This window comes from Arthrobacter sp. S2(2024) (assembly GCF_036662515.1).
Classification (GTDB): domain Bacteria; phylum Actinomycetota; class Actinomycetes; order Actinomycetales; family Micrococcaceae; genus Arthrobacter.
This window is the reverse complement of sequence record NZ_JAYKZI010000025.1, coordinates 1-18,454: the sequence shown is the minus strand read 5'-3', so window position 1 is coordinate 18,454 and position 18,454 is coordinate 1. Positions and strand designations below refer to the sequence as shown.

Sequence of the window (18,454 nt, the reverse complement as noted above, 5' to 3'; positions counted from 1 at the left end):
GTGTGCGGTGGAAGACGAGGGCCTGCCGACAAGACCCTGCCCTTGCTGGTGCATCAAGACTTGGCGCAAGGATGCTTGTGAGTGCAGGAGTGAACTCAACAGAGACTCCCCTGCGGTGCTGCACCACTCATGTAATCCGGAACCCCCAGTAAGCTCTCGCAGTCGTCGGATTAGCGTGATGCTCAGTAGGCGTCGAGGTTCTTCTCTTTAAGAAATTTGGTTACTTCGTCGGCCACTTGAACGTTGTTGAGATCGGACATGGGGAAGTGAGTGTTCCCGTGGAGCCCTCGGTCGGGCAGACGCACCACAGTGGCGTCACCGCCGTGGCGGTTGGGGGAGTCTCGGCGGATGATTTCGGGATGTTGTCGCCGAAATAGATGACGATTGGAATCTTAGAGAGTGCGGTGAACTGGTCGAGCGTAACCGCTACGCCGGTTACCGTTGCGATCGGGCCTACAACAGGCGGCGGCACTTCGCCTTCAGGAAACACAAATCCGCTTGATGGTTCGAAGGAAACGATGCCCTTTTCCCGTGGATTCTGGATTGCCGTCAACCAGCCCGACCCCCGCTCTGCGAATGGGTGAACAGAACCCCGTCCCCAATCCGGTCGAACAAGGCGGACATGGACTCAGCCACAACCTCGGGGTCGTACGGTCCGGTGTTGGGTGTCATCTGTCGAAAATACTGATCGAGAGCTGATGGTTCGTTCGAGAATTGAACGCCAGGGTATAAATCCGGCCAGTTACCGAGCCGAAAAACGTTGAATAGATATTGTTCATCGGGAGTGGGGTGATTGTCGTGCCGACTGTGCTTCGGCCGGCATCGCCTCGACGTGGTTGATCGACAAGATACGTACTGTAGTGACGGCGCAGGAATAGGCTCTGAAAGCCTTCGCGTCCGTCGGGGGTTGACTCTCATGTTTTCGAGAATTGTCCGGGGCCGTGCACCATCACGTGCGGTAGCCGACGTGCGTCCTTCGGTACTTGGTAGAAGGTGTAGGCATGATCACCGTGATACGTCTGACCTTCCGGCTTCAGCGGCTGCAGGGGATCGAACTGGCCGGGGGCAGTCGTGGTGGTTCCGCCCACCGTGAAGCTACCTTGGTCCGCGATGGTCAGAGGCCCTGCGGTGTCGGGCTCCGAGCCAGATCCGCAAGCGGACATCGTGGCCGCCGTAACCAGCATTACGGCTAAGGAGCGAGTTCGTAAACGACTAAGTTTCAAAATAGCAGCCCTCTTCATTTCGTCGCGTTCTGCCTAGCACATTTGGCTCCCCATAGAGCCCGTTCGCTGCCCATCTGGCGACGGGTGGCGTTGCCTGTCAGAGGACCTTTGAGAGGAAGGACTGTGTTCGTTCGTGCTGGGGCGCCCCGATGACTTGTGATGGACTTCCCGATTCAACGATTAGTCCTTGGTCCATGAAGATGACGTTGTCGGCGACTTCACGGGCAAATCCCATCTCGTGGGTCACGACAATCATGCTCATCCCGTCGTGGGCAAGTCTCTTGATAACGGCTAGGACTTCACCGACGAGTTCGGGATCCAAGGCTGACGTGGGTTCGTCGAAGAGGAGTATTTCAGGGTCCATTGCCATGGCCCTGGCGATGGCAATGCGCTGTTGCTGGCCTCCGGACAACTGGGATGGGTAGTGCCTTCCGTGCTCCGACAGCCCGACAACCTCCAGGAGTTCCTCGGCCCGGAGAAGCGCGGCCTTCTTAGGGGTTCCCTTGACCCTCGTCGGGCCTTCGATGATGTTCTCGATCGCGGTCATGTGCGGGAAAAGGTTGAATTGCTGGAAGACCATGCCCGTCTTCCTCCGTCTTAGGGCGATGTCCTTCTCGCGCATTTCGTAAAGTTTGCCGTTCCGACTGTCATAACCAACTGTCTGGCCACATACCTCGATGCGGCCTCCATCCAGGGTTTCGAGGTGATTGATGCAGCGAAGGAACGTGCTCTTGCCGGATCCGGAGGGGCCGATGATGCAGGCTACTTCTCCAGAGTGCAATGTCAGATCGATGCCTTTGAGGACCTCGTTTTGACCGAAAGTCTTGGTTACGCCTTCAGCGACGAGGATGTTCGTGGTCATAGTCTTACCTGTTCGCATAGTGGCGCTCGACTCGGCCTTGGATGAGGGTCAGTACGGTTGTAATCGCCAAGTACCAGACACAGACGACCATCAGCAGGGGAATGGTTTCATACGTTCTTGCGTAAATCAGTTGTGCGGAATGGAGCAGGTCCGTCATGGCGATGACACTCACCAAGGAGGTACTTTTCAGCATTGAGATGAGCTCATTACCAACCGGGGGGATAATGCTGGGCATGGCCTGGGGAAGGACTATCCGTCGGTAAATCAGTCCAGGTGTCATGCCAATCGCTTTGGCGGCTTCCCGTTGGCCTTTTCCTACGGAAAGGAAGCCACCGCGGATGACCTCTGCTGTATAGGCGGCCTGGTTAAGACCCAATCCCAAGATTGCCGCCGTCAACGGCGTGATGAAGTCGTTGCTGGGGACACTGAGCAGCTGTGGTCCGAAGGGGATTCCCAGCGACAGGTGGGAGTACAGTGCCCCAAAGTTGTACCAAAAAATGAGTTGGACCAGCACCGGGGTGCCCCTGAAGAACCAGATGTAAGCGGAACTGATGGCTTGGAGCAGCCAAGTCGGGGACAACCGCATGACCGCCAGCGTGATTCCCAACGCCAGACCGATCATCATCGCGATGACGGTCAGATACAGAGTGTTGACAAGACCTTCGAGGATCTGAGGATCGAATAAGTACTGGCCGACGGTTTCCCAGCCGAAGTTTTCATTGGTGACAACGCTGTATCCGCCAAGAAGGAGCGTGATCGCGATGACGATAGTGATGGCGTTGCGCACCGGGTGCTTCAGCCTAACAACGGTCGCGTTCGTTTTTCCGGGTCCGTCTTTGGATGCTTCAGATGAAGTGTGCACCGGGCGTAGTGGGTAAGCTTTCATGAGGTTCTCTTTTGCTGCAGTTACCAGGTTATTTCCGGATTGAGTTTGGCGACAGTGACTCCGTTGTCCTTCAGGCCCCACTTTTCGAGGATCCGCTGGTAGGTGCCATTTTCCATGAGATGTTGGAGAGCGGCTTCAATCGCTGGCCCAAGGGAGGATCCCTTATTCAAGGCGATGCCTGTTGGGTTGGGCTGCAGGTGGTGACCAACGACTTGCGCCTCTGGTGATTTCGACACGAGGTAGCCGACGTTGGTAGCACCGGCCCAGTAGATTTCCGTTCGCTTACTCTGCATGGCCAGCCAGGCGTCGTTGGCACTTTGGAAGACGCTGAGATCGACCGCTGGCTTGCCCTTTTCCCCACAGGTTTTGGACTGCGCCGCTCCAAATTCCTGCTGTCGTGAGCCTTGGATAATCGCCACCTTCTTGCCGCACAAATCATCGATGGTCAGGTCGTGAAGACCGGCGGCCTTAAGAGCTGCGAAGGCCTGGTTAGTGCGGATCAGCGTTACGAAGTCGACAATTTCCGCTCTCTCGCGGGTGATGCCGATTTGTCCGACAGCCACGTTGAAGCGGGCCGACTTGAGCCCAGGGATGAGCGAGGCAAAGTCAGTGATCTGCCAGTCGACTTTCAGCCCCAATACGCCAGCGATCTCCTCCAGTAGCTGCACTTCGTAACCATCCAGAGCACCGGATTCTGTCTTGAATCCTTCGGGAGGGCTGGACGCTGGGGTTCCCACCGTCAGCACTCCCGAGCTGGCTACTTCTTTGGGGAGCAGATTGGCCGCGGTTTGCACGACGGCATTGCCGTTGCCGGTCTCTTGATTCTTCGGGGTTTCCCCGCTTGAACCGCAAGCTGCTAGAGAACCCATCAAGAAAACAGCTGTGACTGCTGCGAGGATTTGTTTCATTCGAACTCCTTAAGTACTTACCAGCAGGCGCTTGCGGGCCATTTGGCCTATGAGGCGGTCTTGGTGCCATATGTCGCCAGATCAGCAATGACTTCGCCTATGGTCGGCGTATTTGAATGCGTGGCCTAAGAGTCCAGCCATTGGCCTGCATAACTTGTCGTTGCCGTTCGGGCCAATGATCGGGGGGGCGGTCGGGCCGATGGCCTTCCACGTACGACTCTCGGCGGACAGTGATGTCAGTGAGGCCGTTTTGAAACTCCAGCGGAATGCTTCCCGCGTTGCATCAGTTCACTAGTCTCCGCGATTGGTGAGCCTCCACAGTGCAAAAATCCTGTGGCACCACGCCGGATTACTGCGATGTTGAGCTTCGGAGACATGATTCTCCGATTAGTCGTTCTGGGCTTATACGGATAGACCGCTCCCGCCCTACCCGTTTCATTTGGACCTCCCGCAAACGCTTGTTAGATGTGGTGTAGCTCATACTGTAGTGCTTACTCTAAAAATCGTCAATACTGTAGTGAAAACTTGAAGAACACTTTTTTGGGCGTCCGAGAAGCACTTGTTTGCCCCCGCTACCATTTTCCGTAGCCTGTTCCTGTGCCGGGATAGGTGCGCTGCCCTGCCGGTCCCGGGCATGATTGGCGCCCTACTCCTTGATGATCCGGGGTGTGGTGTTACCGGGGTCCGAAAAGTGCTGGAGAGACCGCCGAAGCGGTTATGGCTGCGGAAGAGCGGGCGGGCGATATAGCGCTTGAGGCCGCGGTGAATCTCTCTATCGATTTGCCTCGGCGAGCCGGCCGTCTGCCCTTGGTTTCGGGGTGGTTCGAGATATGGATGCGGGAGATGGCCTCGAGCGCGCTGTCGAACTGGCGGTCGCCGCCGCAGTTTAGCCATGACGGACCGCGCTCCCGTTTGACGCCAGCAGGGGCGCAGCAGCCGCAAGAGCCGCGGACACGGCATCGGATTCTGCCCCTGCGCGAGTAGGTGACAAGCACGCAGACGGCGGTGACAGAGCCGACGCCCGGGCCTCTCTCAGCCTGGACGCGAATTCGCCGACATGCTTGCCCAAGGCGGCGTGGTTGGACTCCGTCTGGCCGTGAGCTCGAGGACCGGGTTGGCCAGTCTCCGGGCTCCTCGCGGATCGTCTGCGGGGCTGTGTCCTCGCCGCGACGGGCCCGCCATGCAAGCCATGCTGCGCACGTAGGCATCGGGCAGGGGTTTCCGGGCGTCGATGCCGAGCCCGAAGCTGCGCAGCAGGCGCGGTGGCATGTTCCGCTCCGCGGTTCGGTGAGTGTCAATCGCTCGGCGGGCAACCGGGAGTACCTTCGGAGCCGAGCGGGTCCGTCCTGCCCGGCAGGCAAGCCAGCGGAAAGCACCCTCAAATGGGCCAAATTGCAGTAGCGCCACGCGTAGCGGTGCCGGACCCCAGTCTGTCAGCCAGTCCGAGACCAGCCCCCATTGCAAATGTGGCAGGACACTTCGGATCGTTTGCACTGTTTTCTCAAGCAATAGAGGTTGACCGGAAACTCGGGACTCTATCAAGTTAGTCAACGTTGATGTCGACGGGAAAGAATGGTGGGGAGAGCATTTCCGGACTGCCGGTGAATCTGGAGGACAACTCGGTGAAGAGTTCACCGCGCTTCACGGACGCATCCCTATGCTTCGAAGCCAGTTGCACGGTGACTGCGTAGCTGAACGTCAGGGGGGCCAACCCTTCACTTGCAAGACTGGAAATGGTGGAGGGGGTCTTAATTACGACTTGGACTCGGTCCTTGAGGGAGGGCCCCAAGGCCTCTGTCACCAAGACTACAGACGCGCCAACCTTATTTGCATGGTCAACCAGCACTTCGACTTCAGCTGTCTGATGGTAAGGGGCAAACAGGACTACGCAGTCCCCGTCCCTTAAGAGCAGCAGATCATCGGCGAGTCGATAGCCGGTCTGTGTTATTGAATGCGCGTCATAACCTACCCGGACCAGATTAAGCGCGAGGAATCCGGCAATCATCCCGCCAGGCCCAAGACCATAGGCATATATCCGCCTGGCAGACGCCATGATGTCGATGCTTCGTTCGAACGCTTCAACGTCAAACTCTTCGCGGAAAGCGTCCAAAACGCCGACGGATTCAGACAGCATGCCCAGCACCGGTTGCTCATTCATGAGCATCCGGTCAATTCTGTGATCAATAGTTGCCGACACGTTCCTGCGCCGAAGGACGCTTTCAAGGAACTCTTTCTTCATCTCCTTGAGCCCGGAATACCCCAGCCCTTTTACCGTTCTGACGACCGTGGCATCACTAGTCCCGGTCGCTTCCGCAATACGCAACGCAGATGCGCCAATCACCTCATCCGGGTGCCGCAAAAGGTACTCGCCAATCTTGCGTTCGCTCGGCGTCAGTCTGGAGCCGGCGCCCATGTAGCGCTCTGAAAAGGTAAGAGTTGATCTTTCCACTACGAGTTCGCCGGCTTTCTGTGGGGTTGACTACCTACGGTTCATCCTAGGCTAGATTCGCCAAGCTTCGCAGGACCGAGCAGGCGACCCGGTAGACGTCGATCCAATCCCCACTGGCAACGGGCAGACCCCGCAATTTTTCGTCTGCCCCTTCCCTTGCCGCGTCAAGTGCTGTAGTTTTTGCTACATGAATGAAAACTTTTCCTACATTGTTGTCGGGGGCGGGCTCTATGGTTGCGCAACCGCTTTCGAGCTCGCTTCGCGTGGCCACTCGGTGGCACTCTTCGAAGCAGAAACGCTCGCATCCGGCGCCTCCGGAGGCCCAGGACAACGGGGCGTGCGGGCAAATCACCGAGACTACCGCGAGCTTCCTCTTATACGGCTCGCGGCTGCCATGTGGCCGGGGTTGTCCGAAAAATTAGGCGAGCCCACCTACTACGAACGCGTGGGTTCTCTCATGCTGTACGAACGTGAGGCAGTGGGAATTCGCGGGGGACTCGTTACTGCGCGCGCCCAGCAGCGTGTGATGAGGGATTACGGTGTGGCGGCAGAGCTTCTGGAAAGTGCTGAGCTACGTGAGCTTCTTCCAGAAGTTAGTGCGGACGTTCAGGCCGCCATGTTCTGCCCGACCGACGGCGTAGCAGATCACGGGGCAACGACACGAGCCTATGCAAATGCCGCCGCTCGATTGGGAGCCCAGGTCGTCGAACACAGTCCAGTCGCTCGTATTCAGGAAGCCCCCAACCATTCCATTGATGTCACGCTGTCTTCCGGTGAGCGATATGTTGCTGAGCGCGGGGTGGTTCTCGCCACAAACTCCGGAACCAGCGCAATCTTTGAATCGCTCGGCCTGTCCGACCCCCCGCTGTGGAGTGTTTACCCCCAGGCCATAATCCTCAAGGTCCCGCGTTCGCAGTTCCCTCTGACTCAGTTGGTGAATCATAATCACAGGGTTCTCTCGGTAAAGCGCATCGACGATGACCACGTGATGGTTACGGGGGGATGGTTGGGCAGCTCCGCCGGGACACAACTCGAGGACCAGATCCAAGGCAGCCTGCGCGAAGCAGAAGCGGTTTTCCCGCTACTCGCGGGCGCGGAAGTAATAGCGGTTCATACCGATAGGGCGGAAACGGTCACCATCGACCAACTCCCTATCATTGACCGCATTCCTGGTCTGGGGCAGACCTATCTGGCCACCGGGTGGAGCGGACACGGCTTTGCCATCGCTCCGGCAGTCGCAAGCCTGCTTGCCGAGTGGATAGATAAGGGCCATAAGCCTCAGGTACTTGAACCGTTTCAGCTTGACCGGTGGGATGGTGACGTCGGCGCACTGACGGACGATCCCTCACTTAGCTCGTCTCACTAAAAAATGGTTGGAACGGGCTTGAGTACGAAGTGGCCCTGACCGCATGTCGTCCGATGTGATCACCAGTCGCTGATACGTGAAGAAGGAATCCCCCGAGGCCAGGACTCGGACCACCTGATCCCCAGGATTGGTCGTCTCACGCCCATGGCATTGCGTCCGGGCTCTGCTTTAGGACGGGATGACCTTTGCAGCTGACGTTGAAACGAAGACGAGCTATTCCACAGCAGTGTCGGTCATGCGCAATGACACCATGAAGGCCCGGCAGGTTTGCGGACTCACCGAAAGCGCATGGCTACTGCCATCCGAAGAAGCCGCTCATGAGCGAGTAAAAGGGCCAAGCGTCATCGAACCAACCTTCCGGCTGGTTCGATTCATGGCTCACTGACGCCATTCCGGAGGGCACCCTAGCCGCATGGCATCTACGAAAAATGACCTCTACGAGAAAGGATCTTGAACTCAACCGGAGATGCTCCTTGATTTCCGGTGGTGGGGAAGTACTGCGTCCAAGCATCCAACACACCGAATCTACGAAGGACTATCTTGTGGGAACCATCCCTACGCACGAAGACACTGAATCTCACGAACCGAAGCTAAGGAACGTGCTATCTGAGCTCCCTTCGTACATCGCCGGACGCAGAGCTTCGGGCCCTTCGACCGCGGCCTTGGCCTCTAACGAAAGCCATGAGACTCCGATTCCCTCCGTGCTGGCATCCGTCGTGGCCGGTGCAGAGGCTCTCAACCGCTACCCCGACATGGGTGCTGTTGAGCTTCGAAACAGGATCGCGGTTACTCTAGGGACCGCGGCTGAACAGATTAGTGTCGGTCCAGGCAGCGTAGGGGTACTCCAACAAATTCTCGCGGCCATTTGTGAGCCCAATAACGAAGTCATCTTTGCCTGGCGTTCCTTTGAGGCCTATCCAATCCTCGTCACGCTCGCTGGGGCCGTACCGGTGCCCGATCCGCTCGGTCCGGACGAAGGACACGATCTGGCCGCTATGAGAGACGCCTTTACAGAGCGAACGCGTGTCGTAATTGTGTGCTCGCCCAATAACCCGACAGGTGCAACAGTCGACAACGAATCGCTTTCTACTTTCATCCCCTCGGTCCCTCCACGTATTTTGGTCGTCATAGACGAGGCCTATGTGGAATATGTCGACGAGGTCGATCGAGTTGACGGGACTACGCTCTTCCGGAGTTACCCCAACGTTTGCCTTCTGCGGACATTCTCAAAGGCGCACGGTCTGGCTGCCCTTCGGGTGGGCTACGCCGTGGCCCACCCGAACCTTGCCAATGCCCTCCGCAAGGTAGCTCTTCCTTTTCGGCGTGAGCGCACTGGCCCAACGGGCGGCCATCGCTTCGCTCGACGCCGCCGGAGCAGTCCTCGACCGAGCTGCCTTGGTGATCACGAGCGACTCCGAGTTGCTGGAGCTCTGCGCCGGGCCGGATGGCAAATTCCAGATAGCCAAGCAAACTTTATTTGGATCCGAGCGACAGCGGACCTTATGACGGCATTTAAAGGCCGCATTCGACGAGGCAGACATCCTCGTGCGCGCTTACGACGGCGACGGCGTGCGCATCACGTTGGCTGATCCCGTGACCAACGACAAGGTTCTTGCCGTGCTAATCAGGTTCCCGCCGTTCCAACGGCAACGCCTACCTAATTAGTCACCTCACGGAAAGAGACTTTCCCTTTACCTCTGCTCGCCATGAATCCATCTGCCGTCACGATGGCAGATGGACGGTATCGGGCCACAGGCAAAGTCGGGGTTGCAACGGCCTCAAAGGGCCTCCACGAGAAGCAATGCTTATAGATGAAGTCGACTTCGCTAAAATCGGCCGCGCTCTAGGCACAGAGGGCGGTTGGACGATTTGACCAAGCTTGAAACCTGGTTGTCTAGCAATGAATCCGGTGTCTTCGTCCTGGACGTTGCTCAAAAGATACTCGTCGAATTCATGGCAGCATCTCTTGCCGCCGAAAAGCAACTGTAGCTGGTGCCAGGACCCGGCGTTACCTGAACCTACGGCAGGTGGGCGTGATTGCCCCAGATCTAACGAGCGGTGCACCTGAGTTCTTAGTTCGATTAATTAGGAAAAAGTATGGATATATTTGACTCAACCGACAAAAGTATTTTTGCCGCACTGGACGAGGATCCAAGAAAACCGATCCTTTTTCTTGCCCGGGACCTCGGCCTTGCGCGGGGGACGGTGCAGAGCCGACTGGAACGAAAACTCGATGGGGATTGTCTGCAACCCCATACCACTCGCATATTTCCTGAAGCATTGGGTTTTCCTCTGCTCGCGTTGGTAACAGCAGAAGTCGAACAGTCTTCCCTGCAGGAGGCTGTCAGGGCGCTCTCCGAAATCCCGGAAGTGCTGGAAGTGCAAGGCATGGCAGGGGAAGCGGACCTACTTTTGCGGGTCGTTGCACGAGATACCGATGATCTCTTTCGGGTGGGTCGGGCAATCACGGATAGCCCCGGCATCCGCCGGACAATGACTTCATTGTTGCTGAAGAGCCTAATTCCCTACCGCGTATTCCAGCTGCTTCAGTAACCGACATTCGGTGGTACCAGTGAGCAGTTTCCGCAGCTAGGCAAGGTGCTGGTCCTGCGGGATGACGGGGCGGGCCTTTGGCTGCCTCGTCTTCCGGCCCGAACATCTCCTGCTCCCCACGAGGCAAGCCCGCATGATTCCAAGGGAATGAGGCACCGAGATCCCCCCCCCCCCAGTACGGATTGAAAATCGCCATCTTGGGGGATTCGGATACTGCATCCCTGAAGGAAATTTCCCTGAAAAGCGCGTCTCTGGATCTGACAGACGATTCGAATTCGGCAGGATCGTCTTCACATCTGACGTTCACTCCATGGACAAATACGAGTGGCATTTCAGTCTCCAAACCACGACTCAGGTCTCAGCCACGAGAACGAGACGAAAATCGCCGACCGTGTCGAGACCCGGACATTGCCGTTATGCGATTAGGAGCCTCACGCCCGTAATCTCCACTTATACACCTGACTGCGCATCTGAAACACCGGCTCGGGCAGAAAATACGAGTCCGTGTGTGGAAGACGCCGTTCGGTACTGAGTCCACAGTGACGATGTTCGCGCCAGTCGCGGGTGCGCGAATTGAACCGATCGGCGTTTCCGATTCCTGCGGCCGAAGTTTGGTGACAACGCTGTAAGGATCGTCGGAATTGTGCTGGGCAGATGACTGTTCCTCCTTCATGAAGGAACATTGCGCGCGGTCCGCAGCCTTGCTGTGAGACGCCGGATTCGACCTCTTCTTGGGCCTCATCACCCTAGTTGGCGCCCAGTACGGCGCCAGGCCTATTGCCGCACGTTGCCAGCCTGATTTTTGTCACCACGGAATCGGGCTGGCAACGGGACGAGCAGTCGCCCGACACGCGCTGGGCTGAGGCGATTCTTCTTCCGCCGGACATTCGCCCTGAAGCTTCTTGCCCCAGACGAAGGAGAGCGTGGTCCCCGCAACGCGGATCGGCTGCTGCCGCGGCTAGGTGCGTTCAACACGATTCCGGAGAGACCTGCTCGCGGGTGATTAGTCGTTCCGGTGGTGCGACGCTAGGTTCGCTGAACCAGCATCTGGCTCGCCGGGTGATGCGAGAAACATTTGGAGCACAGTGTCGTCCAGGTGACCGGCGACGGTGCGGCGGGTCGCCCGAAAGTCCGTGCTCCTGCTCTTTCTGGTCGCGCTAGCGGCGGTGGTGGCCATGCCTGTGGTCTACTGGGCGTTGGATAGACGCGGCCGCCGTCGGATACCGCGCCAGGCTCAGGCCTGGGGTGGAAGTGATCCCAATGGTGATGATCCACGTGCGCAGCGCGTTCGTTGGATCTTGCAACATCTGGTCCCAGGGGATGCACGTGCTTACCGCCCGGGACGCCATGGAACGGATCGGCGATACGATCGCGGGATCGGTCGACCTCTGGCAAAACAATCCCGCCGTACGGATGCGTGCGCCTCGCGGTGATATAACTCTTGAGTTGTATACCCTGTGGGTTGTATCATGGGCTTTGGTGTGGAATGTTGACCTCGACTTCGTGGAGCCGTGGCTGCTCGGGCTCGATCAGGACTCGTACGAGCAAGTGATTGCCGCGTTGGAACTTCTTGCCGAGCGTGGTCCGCACCTTGGCAGGCCGCTGGTCGACACGGTGGTTCGTTCGCGGCACAAGAACATGAAGGAACTTCGGCCGGAGTCGAGCGGCCGGTCGGAGCTGCGGATCTTGTTCGCCTTCGACCCGGAACGGCATGCGATTTTGCTTGTCGCAGGTGACAAGGGTGGTAACTGGAGCAAGTGGTACAAAACGAATATCCCGATTGCGGATGATTTGTTCGATGATCATCTGAGGATTCTGAAAGGAGGATCGTAATGGCAAAGACTATTGAAGAGATGCTGGCGAAGCGGCCTGTCGACCGGGTTGCCGTGGAGGCCCACAAGAAGCATCTGCTCGATGAGGTCCGGGCCTACCGGCTTCGGGAGCTCCGCGAGGCCTCGGATCTGACGCAGGTCGAGCTGGCTGCGCGCCTGCACGTCAGCCAGAACAGGGTGTCCCGCATTGAGCACGGCGACATTGACCGTGCCCAGGTCGATACCTTGCGGAAATATGTTGAAGCGGTCGGTGGCCGGCTTCGTGTCGAGGTTGAACTCGGCGACGAACGGATCCAGATCGCCTGACCTGACAACCCGGACCATTGCTCAGGCACCCCCTGGTTTCGCCGGGGAGCAGGCTCAATGGGGGGTAAAAAGGAAGTGTTGACAATGTCAACACTTGTGGCGTCGGACTGGGCGGACTGGCTCGGATTGCCTATGTTTTCGGGAGTTCCCTCTGTTTTTAGGCGTTGGAATGCGGTTCGAGTCCCACCTCGGGCACAGTGTTATCGCAGGTCAGAGGCTTTTTAGCCCCTGACTGTTGACAAAGCTTGACTTTTTGCGGTGATTGGGATTCCGGAGACGCCATAATTCCCGGCAAGTCGGCTCCCTAAGAACCCGGCATACGTCATCCTCGTTTCACGCTTACGGTGACAAGGTGGCAATAGTCGTGCCTGCCAACATTCAGTGCATTGGTCCAGTCATTATCTGAATGGTTTTTGGACTCACTTGAGCGAAAGATTCCCGGCGACCAACTGCGGCTTCTGCCCCCGATGAGGCAAAGAATCCGGGACGCCCCCAGCAGAGCGATGAGGTTGGAACTCATCGCTAGGGGTTCGATCTCTTCTAATTCGATGCTCATGACCGACAGGTCACGATCCGGAGGGGATTCCACAACTAGAATCTGGTGGAGTGTAAACGGTTCTCGCCTGGGGGTAGTACATCTTGAAAGTGTTGACTAGGTGAGTGCATTCACGGACGGTCTAACAACATTCGGTGCGATATTGTCAGCCCTAATCGCGTCCAGGACGCTATGGGAGCTTGTCCGAGGCTGGTATGTGAAGGGCTGGGGGAGTCGCCGTCACTGGCGAGACAAGTTCAACCACTTGGCGAACTGGACGACAGACGAATACATGGCCGATCTGCTAGGAACGCCGGTGTTCATCAACCAACGCACCACAGTGGACAATCAAAGTACAAGCCCTGAGTGGATCGACCGCACCTATTCGACGCCTCACGCCTGGGTGGTCACTCGCAGCGTCGAGGGCAAGATTCAAGGATGGTCGGTGACAATCACTGACCCCAAGTTTTGGTGGGATGTCGAAGCACCGACTTTCTGGCAAATCAAGTCACGGCTAGGTAAGGCGACCATCGCGAATCTGGTCACCAAGCCATCCGGGAGCTTCGAAGTGCGCGGTGCTCGGATGTACATCTATGCCGAGTCGGTCTACTTCGGCAACCCGGGCGCTTATCAGACGTACGTTTTCTTGCACAACAATGCCGGGATAGGAACGTGTCTCCCGAGTGGCGAGAACTACGTCAAGACGGGGTCATTTGCCGGAAATGGCGTAGTCGGCATCGCACCGGTAGGAAATGCGGATCTTCGCAAAGCAACGACCGTGAATACGCTAATGGTGGTGTCTCCCAGCATCAACATCGGCGGTAGTGACTCCTCCGACTGGCCGACAGTGCACCGTGATCAAATCCGGATGCTGTTTCGCGAAGCTAAAGTGCAGCGACAGCGATACATGAGGGAAGCGCGTTGGCGACGGATCTTTGCCGCCCGCCACTGGGCGAATAGCCTAATTCGACTCGTGACAACGGCCGGGGACAAGTCAAAAGACCGCCCACTGCCAGCCGAGGACCATGAATTTTGATTATCAGAAACTGAGCTAACCTAATCGAACCCCACCCAGAACGCGCCAGATCGAAACAGATCCCAGCGACTTGGCCGGCGGCGAAAGTGGCAGGCCCAATTCCAGGAGGCAACGTTCGTGGTCAGTAGGACATTTGGACGCTTCATGTCTGTCGGCATTCTTGCAGCTCATCACCAGCGACCGTACCGACGCCGGAACGATGTGCATCTTCGGCCGACAAATCCGTTTCGGCCTGGCCCAGCGCTGTCCTGATCACAAGGAAGCGGGTCTTCACCCTCGGCAGAATCGCCGAACTGCTGTGGATCCTGGACCGAGGCACCGCACCGCCGCGCCGTGGAGCCCCGGCCGTACCCGCATCTGAAGATCACCCGGACCGGAGTCCATCTAAGACTATCGCTACGAAGAGATGTCGACGTCGTCGGCTACGACCTGCGCCCAGAGATAAGAGCCCCAGTCGCGGTCGGAGCTGTTGCCAGCGCGTGTCGCCGATCAGGGGAGCGTGGCTGGCATCTCGGACTATGCAGGCATTAGCGCAGGGATAGGCAACTCCTGAATAGACAACTTTTTGAGTGCGCCGTTTGCTTTCGTTACCAGAGCGTTCCGCTTGGTCATGAACTGGTTGCATGCGAAATTCCCAGGATTAGAGCCGGGGCTCATCAAAACTGATTTGTTCTTCAGAGTGAAGTCATAGAGCTTTTGCAGGGAGTTCGTCAAGTCGGTGAGGAACGTCTGATACCAAGGCTCCTCTATCTTCCATGGCGGCGGGACAGACTCGACGAGGTTCTGACGGTTGTCGTAGAGTATCCCGGTTTTGAGGAACCCCATGGTGTTTGCGAATGCTTCGACGAGCTCGCCCAGGTCGCGATCCATGTCGACTGCGTCTCTGAACGCAGTTCTGTCAAGGGCCCGCCGCAGTGCCTCCGCATGGCTTTTCGCTGCGGCCGGTTGTGCTTCGGACATAATCTTGGAGTAGTAATCCCGGGCCTTGTCAGCGCTTCGGTTTAGTTTTTCGTCCACGTCATCCCAGAACCAAATTTCAACCCCGAAGCCATAAGTGCTCCGTGGAATGGAGTTGATCTGGGACTGCAGGCCCGCATCGCGAGGAATGCTGGCCACCATCACTAATTGCGTGATTTTGGGTTTGTAATTTTCCGCCTTCACGCATTCTGCTTTGACATCGTCCAGGGTTAGTTTTTTCACGCACTTGGACTGGTATCCGACGAAGTGATGACCGTACTGTCTCGACCAGGTCGCGGCGTGAATGTCGACACCATTCTGGCTCTGGCCGGATCGACCGACCCGATGTACGTTTTCGGTCCCGTGCTGCTGTTCGACGAGCATCACCGTGAGGTTTTCCAGTCCTGTCGAGTCGGACGGTATCGGAAATTTCAGCTGCATTTGTGCCCCCAGTGTCTAATTGTCCGGACCATCCTCTCACGAGGCCCGGACGACGCCGGGCAAGTTCATGGCTTTCTCTGCACAGACGGGCCGCAATGAAGCATGGGGCGGGAATCATCCGCCTCCACACACTGACCCCGACGGGCTACTGGGTGGACCGGCATGTTGTGTAGCTGAGCTCCACCTTCGCGGCGCCCGGCCGGACGGTGAATCCGTCCCCGAAGCGCTGGTGATAGCGGAGACGGAAGAGACGAGTGAATTCCTCAGTACAGCGGGTTGCCGCCGTACGCACGGCAACTTCTGGATGGAACCACGCCCATGCCAGCGCCCAATCGGCGGGTATGGCTTTACCGGCAGCGGCAAAGGCGCCCAAGAGAACGCGAAGCGCTATCGGAACCTCCCACCGAGATTCCGTGAGGGCTGGCGGCGGGGGGACGTCATCAGCAGCTTGGAGCATGAGGAAGTCGATGACCGCAATAAAGCGGGACGCGTAAGAGTCGAACGAGCCACTTGAACCGCCGTAAACCTGCAGCAGATCGAGCATCTCCGCCTTGATACCGTTCAGTTCCGGGACCAGCTCGGGCTGCTTAGCGATGTCGACAAAGACGCGCCTTTCAAGCCCATACATGAAAAGGAAAACATAGCCGATCGGCGTCCCCGGGACCCGGCGGCCCTGGCCGAGCCAGGCAACATAAGCGGCCCGCCCCCTCCGGGGTGATATCGGCATAAGAGGGCCAATAGCCCAGGCACTGGCCCGACCAGTCCGGGTTACGGTGATCGACCCCAAGCGTGGGATCGATCAGTGACGGCTCCACACTTCCTCGGGGGGAAGTGAGGCCCTGGCCGGCATAGACCATACCCGGGATGCGGACACCGTGGCCAAGGTCCAGTGACTCATTCACTCCATACCACCGCGGCTTACGTTTGACCGCAACAGCTGGCAATGTTTGCTCCGCCACCGGAGACTGAACCTCTGGTACGGGAACAAGCAGAGGTTCAGCTGGCGAAGGCGCAGCCAGCGACGACGGAACAACGGGCTTCTGGCTGATCGGAGGAGGGGAGGAGGCAGGGGCAGGGATGGCGGAACCCTTGAAAGCCGCTGCTGAGTGTAGGCCTTTGGCTAAGAGGGAAGCGTCCTGTGCGCTTGATACCTGAAAGATCCACCTGAAGCCGGCCACCGTGTCCAGTTCGAGCTCCGTGTACTTCATGATGGGCAGCACCGGATTGTTCTTGAACCGGCGGTCCGGGGCGCCCTTCTTATTCACGTACTGCCACGTCGATCCGACCTGAACGGCATCCGAAGGCGTAACCCCGGGGGATTCGATGAAGTTGGTCAGTCGCTCCTGAATCCGAAGTGAGGCATAGGGGATGTCAGTGAAGGCGCCTTTGCGGCCGAGGAGAACGCGGTCTGGTAGGAAGTACATTGATGTGCCGTCGGCAGTTACGCCCGGCACAGCAATGTTCGTCACGAGCTCCCTCGGTCCATTATGCGTAACCCCAGCAACGGAGCGGCCGACCAACGACGTGGCACCGGCGTTGACCTTTTGCTGGTAACCGGCCCGTAGCGCACCAGCTTCGTTGATGCGCCAGAGCTTCTGCGACTGCCCTAACGAGTTCCCCGCGTCGACGAGCGCCTGGAATTGACGGGCGTGCTCGTCGTTGACATCGTAGAAAATCACGACAGAACGCCGTGCCCGATCCCGCTGAACGACCCACCAAATCACGGGAATGCCCAGCAGCCAGATCAGGAGTCCAAAAGGCATCGTAATCAAGCCCAACAGAACAACCGCTATGACGATCCAACGCATCAGCGGTTTGCGCCCTGCTGCCTCATTGAGTTGCTGAACAAGGTCGTCGGCGGACGTCGGAGCAAGGGCCTGAATGCTGGCACCACGTTGGTCTTCAAAAACCACATCAGCCGATGCTGGAGTTGAAGCTGCGGGCAGCCGGGGACTCTGGCCTGCTTGACTGGGGCGCCGACCACCACCGAGCGATGCCTGATAGTAAACGCCCCCGGACCCCATGCGCACATAGTTGCCGCGAGGACCGGAACCTACCCGAAAGCCCGGAACCCCGGCGCTGACACCCAGCCCGGACTTACTCAGATTGAACCTGAACGGACCCGCCTTCAGGCTTCTCCGAACGTAAAACCCCACAGTTACCCCCATGCCCGGCGCTGAGCCAGCATCGCAATCGAATCAACGAGTGACATTGGGGGTTGAGTAGTATCCGTGCAGCCAGTAACGCTAAGGCTGTTCTTTGACTTGGTGGGTGGTTAGGATCGAGGTCATGGCCTTGGACTTCCTGACTGATGCCCAGGTCTCTGGGTATTGCAGGTACCAGGATGTTCCGTTGCGTTCTGATCTTGAGCGGTTTTTCCTTTTGGATGATGCTGATCGGTTGTTGGTTGATCGGCGCCGTGGTGAGCATAACCGGCTCGGGTTCGCTCTTCAGCTGACAACGGCACGATATCTCGGTGCTTTTTTGGAAGATCCCTTGGACGTGCCCTGGGCTGTGGTGGTGTATCTGGCTGACCAGGTCGGCGTGGGCGACCCTTCAACGATCAAGAACGGGACTGCCCCGGCTTTTGTTGACTCGGGGTCTTAGGCCGCTGTGAGCGCGGTCCGGTTGATTGTTTCATATTCGATTGGCGTGAGTTTTCCCAGCCGTCTTTGCCGTCGCCGGCGGTGGTAGGTCCTTTCGATCCAGGTCGTGATGGCGAGGCGCAGTTCCTTCCTGGTGTTCCACCGCTGACGGTCCAGCACGTTCTTTTGCAGCAGCGAGAAGAACGATTCCATTGCGGCGTTGTCCGCGCGCCGACCCTGCCCATCGATCCGGTGAGCCCGTGGTGGCGGAGCGATTCAACGAAGCGGCGGGACCGGAACTGGGAGCCGCAGTCTGAGTGGACCACGGTGCCTTCCGGCCGGCGGGCCCGCACCGCGTTCTCCAGCGCCGCCACGGCCAACAAGGACTTCATCCGTGCATCCATCGAGTACCCGACGATCCTGCCGGAGTAGACGTCCTTCACCGCGCAGAGGTACAGCTTTCCCTCAGCGGTAGGGTGCTCGGTGATGTCGGTCAGCCACAGCTCGTTCGGTGC

The 18,454-nt window shown here is 58.1% G+C and carries 16 protein-coding genes and 1 pseudogene; 8 read left to right on the top strand and 9 right to left on the bottom strand.

What is annotated here, in order from left to right:
* Positions 1-220 precede the first annotated feature (220 nt).
* The 5 genes from VLA65_RS21615 to VLA65_RS21595 form a co-directional block, all read right to left on the bottom strand.
* Positions 221-553 carry a hypothetical protein gene (locus VLA65_RS21615; protein ID WP_332603702.1) on the bottom strand — a complete coding sequence of 111 codons (333 nt, stop codon included), beginning with the start codon at positions 551-553 and terminating at the stop codon, positions 221-223.
* Positions 554-1,320: 767 nt separating this feature from the next.
* Positions 1,321-2,085: an amino acid ABC transporter ATP-binding protein gene (locus VLA65_RS21610; RefSeq protein WP_332603701.1), complete on the bottom strand. Its 765-nt coding sequence runs from the start codon at positions 2,083-2,085 to the stop codon at positions 1,321-1,323.
* Positions 2,086-2,089: 4 nt separating this feature from the next.
* A complete protein-coding gene (locus tag VLA65_RS21605) occupies positions 2,090-2,971 on the bottom strand; it encodes an amino acid ABC transporter permease (RefSeq protein WP_332603700.1) in 882 nt (293 codons plus the stop codon).
* 20 nt (positions 2,972-2,991) lie between these two features.
* The gene (locus VLA65_RS21600; RefSeq protein ID WP_332603699.1) at positions 2,992-3,879 is read right to left on the bottom strand and encodes an ABC transporter substrate-binding protein; all 888 of its coding nucleotides are present in this window, start codon (positions 3,877-3,879) and stop codon (positions 2,992-2,994) included.
* A 1,543-nt stretch (positions 3,880-5,422) separates the two neighbouring features.
* Positions 5,423-6,292, bottom strand: a complete 870-nt coding sequence (locus VLA65_RS21595; protein ID WP_332603698.1) for a MurR/RpiR family transcriptional regulator — start codon at positions 6,290-6,292, stop codon at positions 5,423-5,425.
* A 223-nt stretch (positions 6,293-6,515) separates the two neighbouring features.
* Here VLA65_RS21595 and VLA65_RS21590 point away from each other — a divergent pair, with 223 nt between their 5' ends.
* The 7 genes from VLA65_RS21590 to VLA65_RS21560 all read left to right on the top strand — a co-directional run bounded on the left by VLA65_RS21590 (position 6,516) and on the right by VLA65_RS21560 (position 13,956).
* A complete protein-coding gene (locus VLA65_RS21590) occupies positions 6,516-7,694 on the top strand; it encodes an NAD(P)/FAD-dependent oxidoreductase (RefSeq protein WP_332603697.1) in 1,179 nt (392 codons plus the stop codon).
* 178 nt (positions 7,695-7,872) lie between these two features.
* Positions 7,873-8,079, top strand: a complete 207-nt coding sequence (locus VLA65_RS21585; protein ID WP_332603696.1) for a hypothetical protein — start codon at positions 7,873-7,875, stop codon at positions 8,077-8,079.
* A gap of 43 nt (positions 8,080-8,122) precedes the next feature.
* Positions 8,123-9,283 carry an aminotransferase class I/II-fold pyridoxal phosphate-dependent enzyme gene (locus tag VLA65_RS21580; RefSeq protein WP_332603695.1) on the top strand — a complete coding sequence of 387 codons (1,161 nt, stop codon included), beginning with the start codon at positions 8,123-8,125 and terminating at the stop codon, positions 9,281-9,283.
* A gap of 508 nt (positions 9,284-9,791) precedes the next feature.
* On the top strand, positions 9,792-10,247 hold the full coding sequence (locus VLA65_RS21575) for an Lrp/AsnC family transcriptional regulator (protein WP_332603694.1): 456 nt from the start codon (positions 9,792-9,794) through the stop codon (positions 10,245-10,247).
* A 1,260-nt stretch (positions 10,248-11,507) separates the two neighbouring features.
* On the top strand, positions 11,508-12,080 hold the full coding sequence (locus VLA65_RS21570; RefSeq protein ID WP_332603693.1) for a type II toxin-antitoxin system RelE/ParE family toxin: 573 nt from the start codon (positions 11,508-11,510) through the stop codon (positions 12,078-12,080).
* Positions 12,080-12,385: a helix-turn-helix domain-containing protein gene (locus tag VLA65_RS21565; RefSeq protein WP_241709019.1), complete on the top strand. Its 306-nt coding sequence runs from the start codon at positions 12,080-12,082 to the stop codon at positions 12,383-12,385. Before VLA65_RS21570 ends, VLA65_RS21565 begins: the two co-directional genes overlap by 1 nt.
* A gap of 656 nt (positions 12,386-13,041) precedes the next feature.
* The gene (locus tag VLA65_RS21560) at positions 13,042-13,956 is read left to right on the top strand and encodes an ETEC_3214 domain-containing protein (RefSeq protein ID WP_332603692.1); all 915 of its coding nucleotides are present in this window, start codon (positions 13,042-13,044) and stop codon (positions 13,954-13,956) included.
* A 516-nt stretch (positions 13,957-14,472) separates the two neighbouring features.
* On the opposite strand, the gene VLA65_RS21555 is transcribed toward VLA65_RS21560, so the two are convergent.
* The 3 genes from VLA65_RS21555 to VLA65_RS21545 all read right to left on the bottom strand — a co-directional run bounded on the left by VLA65_RS21555 (position 14,473) and on the right by VLA65_RS21545 (position 17,522).
* On the bottom strand, positions 14,473-15,354 hold the full coding sequence (locus VLA65_RS21555) for a hypothetical protein (protein ID WP_332603691.1): 882 nt from the start codon (positions 15,352-15,354) through the stop codon (positions 14,473-14,475).
* Positions 15,355-15,499: 145 nt separating this feature from the next.
* On the bottom strand, positions 15,500-16,081 hold the full coding sequence (locus VLA65_RS21550) for a TerB N-terminal domain-containing protein (RefSeq protein WP_332603690.1): 582 nt from the start codon (positions 16,079-16,081) through the stop codon (positions 15,500-15,502).
* Positions 15,969-17,522, bottom strand: a complete 1,554-nt coding sequence (locus VLA65_RS21545; protein WP_332603689.1) for a TerB N-terminal domain-containing protein — start codon at positions 17,520-17,522, stop codon at positions 15,969-15,971. Before VLA65_RS21545 ends, VLA65_RS21550 begins: the two co-directional genes overlap by 113 nt.
* 121 nt (positions 17,523-17,643) lie before the next feature.
* On the opposite strand from VLA65_RS21545, the gene VLA65_RS21540 reads away from it, so the two are divergent.
* A complete protein-coding gene (locus tag VLA65_RS21540; protein WP_332603688.1) occupies positions 17,644-17,961 on the top strand; it encodes a DUF4158 domain-containing protein in 318 nt (105 codons plus the stop codon).
* Here VLA65_RS21540 and VLA65_RS21535 read toward each other — a convergent pair.
* Positions 17,958-18,454 (bottom strand): annotated as a pseudogene (locus VLA65_RS21535) (IS3 family transposase); the annotation flags it as partial. The gene VLA65_RS21540 and the pseudogene VLA65_RS21535 overlap by 4 nt on opposite strands.

What these genes read in the sequence shown, in the direction of transcription:
- VLA65_RS21590 (WP_332603697.1), top strand. Translation starts at nt 6,516, where the DNA reads ATGAATGAAAACTTTTCCTACATTGTTGTCGGGGGCGGGCTCTATGGT.
- VLA65_RS21600 (WP_332603699.1), bottom strand. Translation starts at nt 3,879, where the DNA reads ATGAAACAAATCCTCGCAGCAGTCACAGCTGTTTTCTTGATGGGTTCT.
- VLA65_RS21555 (WP_332603691.1), bottom strand. Translation starts at nt 15,354, where the DNA reads ATGCAGCTGAAATTTCCGATACCGTCCGACTCGACAGGACTGGAAAAC.
- VLA65_RS21540 (WP_332603688.1), top strand. Translation starts at nt 17,644, where the DNA reads ATGGCCTTGGACTTCCTGACTGATGCCCAGGTCTCTGGGTATTGCAGG.
- VLA65_RS21550 (WP_332603690.1), bottom strand. Translation starts at nt 16,081, where the DNA reads ATGCCGATATCACCCCGGAGGGGGCGGGCCGCTTATGTTGCCTGGCTC.
- VLA65_RS21585 (WP_332603696.1), top strand. Translation starts at nt 7,873, where the DNA reads ATGACCTTTGCAGCTGACGTTGAAACGAAGACGAGCTATTCCACAGCA.
- VLA65_RS21610 (WP_332603701.1), bottom strand. Translation starts at nt 2,085, where the DNA reads ATGACCACGAACATCCTCGTCGCTGAAGGCGTAACCAAGACTTTCGGT.
- VLA65_RS21605 (WP_332603700.1), bottom strand. Translation starts at nt 2,971, where the DNA reads ATGAAAGCTTACCCACTACGCCCGGTGCACACTTCATCTGAAGCATCC.
- VLA65_RS21570 (WP_332603693.1), top strand. Translation starts at nt 11,508, where the DNA reads ATGGTGATGATCCACGTGCGCAGCGCGTTCGTTGGATCTTGCAACATC.
- VLA65_RS21545 (WP_332603689.1), bottom strand. Translation starts at nt 17,522, where the DNA reads ATGGGGGTAACTGTGGGGTTTTACGTTCGGAGAAGCCTGAAGGCGGGT.
- VLA65_RS21595 (WP_332603698.1), bottom strand. Translation starts at nt 6,292, where the DNA reads ATGGGCGCCGGCTCCAGACTGACGCCGAGCGAACGCAAGATTGGCGAG.
- VLA65_RS21575 (WP_332603694.1), top strand. Translation starts at nt 9,792, where the DNA reads ATGGATATATTTGACTCAACCGACAAAAGTATTTTTGCCGCACTGGAC.
- VLA65_RS21580 (WP_332603695.1), top strand. Translation starts at nt 8,123, where the DNA reads ATGACCTCTACGAGAAAGGATCTTGAACTCAACCGGAGATGCTCCTTG.
- VLA65_RS21565 (WP_241709019.1), top strand. Translation starts at nt 12,080, where the DNA reads ATGGCAAAGACTATTGAAGAGATGCTGGCGAAGCGGCCTGTCGACCGG.